Source organism: Neisseria sp. P0021.S007 (assembly GCF_051956855.1).
Window position 1 is genome coordinate 1 of the sequence record NZ_JBQCXA010001845.1, and the last position, 429, is coordinate 429.

General features: G+C 47.3%; 1 pseudogene. It reads right to left on the bottom strand.

Going from position 1 to position 429, the window contains the following annotated elements:
• A pseudogene (locus ACTHUR_RS21755) lies at positions 1–219 on the bottom strand (tRNA (guanosine(46)-N7)-methyltransferase TrmB); the annotation flags it as partial.
• Between the last annotated feature and the right edge of the window lie 210 nt (positions 220–429).

Genomic DNA, 429 nt, shown 5'->3' on the forward strand with positions numbered 1-429 from the left:
GCCCATGCCGAAACCGATTTCCAACACCTTGGGATGGTCGCTGCCGAAACGCTGATTCAAGTCCAACACGGAATCTTGGTAATCGATGCCGAACTGCGGCCACATCGTATCAATGGCACGCTGCTGCGCCGCAGTCATATGCCCTTGACGCAACACAAAGCTGCGGATGGAGCGTTTGTGCCCTTCAGGAACGGTGGAATCCAGAGTTATTTCGTTCATAAATCATTTCTTGTATCTGATAAAACTGGGGAAAGGTCGTCTGAAAATCTACAGTATGGTTTCAGACGACCTCTGAATGTATGGGGTCAACCGTCAAACGGTTTGTTTTTATAGTCGATGAATAAGCATGAAACAAGCCACGGACAGTATCAATCCTGCCGAACTCGTTTGTTTGCTGTTTTAAAGCATGACTAAATGGCTGACTTGGAG